2 protein-coding genes are annotated in these 3,914 nt (G+C 33.3%); one reads left to right on the top strand and one right to left on the bottom strand.

Annotated features, from left to right (window positions below):
* Positions 1–861 precede the first annotated feature (861 nt).
* Complete coding sequence (locus Q0K80_RS10000) at positions 862–1,785, bottom strand: LysR family transcriptional regulator (protein WP_267392581.1); 924 nt, start codon at positions 1,783–1,785, stop codon at positions 862–864.
* A 114-nt stretch (positions 1,786–1,899) separates the two neighbouring features.
* Between Q0K80_RS10000 and Q0K80_RS09995 the strand changes: the two genes are divergently transcribed.
* On the top strand, positions 1,900–3,684 hold the full coding sequence (locus tag Q0K80_RS09995) for an FAD-binding protein (RefSeq protein WP_267392580.1): 1,785 nt from the start codon (positions 1,900–1,902) through the stop codon (positions 3,682–3,684).
* Positions 3,685–3,914: the final 230 nt, after the last annotated feature.

Genomic DNA, 3,914 nt, shown 5'->3' with positions numbered 1-3,914 from the left:
ATTAAGAGCTACGCGCACCGCAGTATTAGGATTGAAATTCAGGATATATTATAAATATAATTTAGCAAGCAAGAGACTAGTTTTAGCTGATAAGCAGGACTGGTCTTTTTATTACCTATAAAAGTGAAAAAGCATCACAAAAGGCTGCTAGCTATACTATAATTGGTGTTTTAAATTAGAAAGCGAGTAACTGGTGCTTAATAATGATTTTAAAGATGTTGGACAAAACAACACTTTTGTAAAAATTTTGAAGAAACTATTACCGCCCCATCGGGCTGCAATCTGCAGGGCTTGAACTTTGAAGATGCTGATACACCTGAAAGTTAAAGAAGTGCATGTGAAGTTTAACGATCCTCAAATGAACACTTATATTTAATTCGATCAAGCAGTAAATAATCCGAGGTAGTTTATGGATTATTGCGATTGTAATCGTCTTAAAATTACGTTCTTGGGAAGATTAGTTATAATAATTGCTAATTGGCAGGAGTGCGTGTGGCTTTCTGTTTTAATTTGAACGATATTGTGATACAGAATTTGCGTAAAAGTGCGTCATCATGTTTATAATCAGTCAATACTAACTTTTTGAAATCATATTGGCACATATTAAGATCGACAAAATGTTTAGGACTTTAGAATTCCAAAATCATCTAAATTATTCACAATTACTTCTTTAAAGTTAAAGCCTTAGCTGATTGATCGTATAATTTAAACTCAACTTTTCTACTAGACACCGGGTGTTAACGTAATCAAAAAACTAAAAATTGATGATGTAGATTAAAATTAAAACATCGTATTAAGCTACATAAGGAAATATCTTCAAAAAGTCTTAGTTCAAAGCCGAAAAGTATCTGTATTAATTTTTTAAACTCGCCATCCAACATCATTGATGATCTGAGCGAGGCTATTTGCTATTTGCTGTACTTTTTTAGATGCTTCATTACTAATACTTAATCCCGTATCCAGGTTAAGCATTGATAAAGGCAGCTTCATATAATTAAACTCTTCTTTAGTGCTTATATAGTCAAGAGTATTGGCGAGGGTCACGTTTATTCCCCAACCTTGAATGGCTAGTTCTGCTGCTCCAATAAAGTCATTCATGATAACAGACTGTTTAGTTTTTATTCCGTTATCCAAAAATACATGATTAACAGCTTGTTGAAACCAGGAATCACTCTCTAGCGAAACCAAATTTGTTCCATTTAGTTGGTTAAATTTTTCATTACTAAAAGCAATCTCTCGTTTACCTCTTTCAAAAAGAGGAGAATTTTTGGGTATTAAGAGATAGGCAATCTGTCGATATAAAAAAGTAGAGGTGATTTCTTTGCCTTTGAGGTACCTACCCCAGAATATATCAGAAGTATGATTTACGATTAAATTATAGGATGTGTTACTAGTAAAAACATTGCATAAAAGAAATTTAGTATTTGGATAGTGCTTTTGTAACTCGTTAAAGATAATCCCTTGTTGTCTTGACCAAATAGGAGTATATGAGATTCGAATAGTATTCTCTTCTGATTCAATAAATGGTCTAAGATTTGTATTAATTTTATTTCTTTCACTAATTATTTTAGATAAGCCTTCCTTAACTTGTTCACCGGCAGGGGTTAAATAAATAGGAATTCTTTTACGATTAATTAGTTTAACATTGTAAAATTTCTCAGCGTTTTTAATGACCTGGCTAATGTATGGCTGGCTTAAATATAATTGATGTGCAATTTCACTAATACTTTTACAATTCTTTGTAATTTCTAGAATTTTAAAAATTAATTCTTCATCGAGTTTCATTATTGCCGTTTGCTTATATATCTTTCTTAAAATAACTATTTAACAACTCTGATTATAGCATTGATAATATGTATGTAAGCGATTTAATATAAATGTATCGTGAGGTAAATAATAATGAAACATGAATACAAAGCAAAATATGATGTTATTGTGCTTGGCTTTGGTGGAGCTGGTGCAACTGCTGCTAGATTCGCTGCAGATAAAGGAGCGAAAGTTTTATTAGTTGATTCTGCACCTTATGGACATGAAGGCGGAAATACGCGTTACTGCATTCAGTTAGTAGGTACAGCAGATAATTATGACGAGATGTTAAAGTATTATAAACAGTTGTCTGAACCAATGGATGAAGATGAAAAACTACAGGCTGTTTATGTTAAAGGCATGGCTAATATGAGAAGCTACCTAAAAAAGTATCTAGGAGTTAATCCGGTTAGTGTGCGTCACGACAAATTGGATACGTCTAAATATGCTTTTCCATTAAAAAAAATGTTGGAAGAATTTCCAGAGTTTGATGGGGCAAATACATTTGATTTTTCTTTAGTTCATGAAGGTATAGCAGACAGTGCTTTATGGAAAATCTTACGTAAAAAGGTACAAAACAGAAATAATAAAATTGATGTTTGGTTAAATTCGAGAGCTAAGCATTTAATTAAAGACACAGAAGATGGAACAATAATCGGCGCGATAATTCAACGCAATGGTCAAGATATCAGCGTTGCTGCCACTAAAGGGGTTGTTCTGACTTTAGGCGGTTACGAAAATAGTCGTGAAATGGCCCAAGCCTATTTAAATAGTCAATATTTGGCACCTTTTGGCACGCTTTATAATAAAGGAGATGGTATTAGATTATCTATTGAGGCTGGAGCACAGCTTTGGCATATGTGGAATTATGAAAGTGCGGGATTGATACCAGGTCTGTCCTTTTATACTAAGGAAGGCAGTAGAGCCAGGTTAGTATTTGGCAATCCACAGTTTTCTCATGGCAGTATTATGACTGTAGCAGAAGATGGTACTCGTTATATTAAAGAGAACGGTTCCAATCGTCATGGTCATGTTTATAATCATGGCAGATGGGATGTACCGAATTATCATACTAATATTCATTTAATTTTTGATCAAGCTCAATATGAACAGATAATGGCTCTACCTAAGCCTTTTGAAGGCTATGATGAAACCTTGGTAAAAGCAGATAGCATAACCGAACTCGCTAAACAAATTAATGTACCGGCTGATAATTTGAAGCGAACAGTTAAAGACTTTAATTATTTTGTAGAGCAAGGTAGAGACTATCAATTTGGCAGAGATGTTAAAACCATGAGAAAGTTTAGAGAAGGCCCATATTATGCTATTAAAATGATAAATACTGTACTTAATACTCAAGGGGGGCCAAAACGCAACAGTAAAGCCCAAATTCTTGATGGAGAAAATAAACCAATCAGACATTTATATGGTGCTGGAGAACTTGGAGGCGTTTGCGTCAATAATTACCAAACTGCTTGCAACATTGCAGAATGTTTAATATTTGGAAAGATTGCTGGAGAGAATATTGCTGCGGAAAAAGACAAGGAAATTGATGCTTCACAAGAAATGAATGGTCAAAATGATTTATTAAATCATGGGGAGAATATTATTCTCAATAATAATCAGTTTCTAGGAACTTCTCATGCTGGTATGGGCGATGAGATAAAAGTCTGCGTAACCACAGATGGTAACAAGATTAAGGATATTGAAATTATAGAGCAAAATGAAAGTGAGGATATTGGTAAAAAGGCTTTAAAGGTTATACCACAAGAAATTATTAAAGCAAATTCTACTCAAGTTGATGTTGTTACCGGGGCTACTAGAACTTCACATGCAATACAAGATGCAGTTTCTAAAGCCTTAAAGAATAAGCACTAATTAAGATAATCGAAAGTGTAAGTAAATAAATGTATTAAGTTAACGATAACTAGCTTTCCTTGAACTTGAAACACAAAAAGCAAAATAAACTAATTGGAAACTGTTTTGTTAATTCACTAAACTTAATAAAAAAGATTTGCAATGTCTTGCTTGTCGGTTTCTCGCCAAACATCCGAAAATAGAAGCAGATAGAAGTATGACGATACTTTTATCTGCTTCTTCTTTATGCT

The sequence above is a fragment of the uncultured Lactobacillus sp. genome (assembly GCF_945290125.1).
GTDB lineage: Bacteria > Bacillota > Bacilli > Lactobacillales > Lactobacillaceae > Lactobacillus > Lactobacillus rizhaonensis.
The sequence above is the reverse complement of the archived record's forward strand: the minus strand, read 5'-3'. Positions and strand labels throughout refer to the sequence as shown.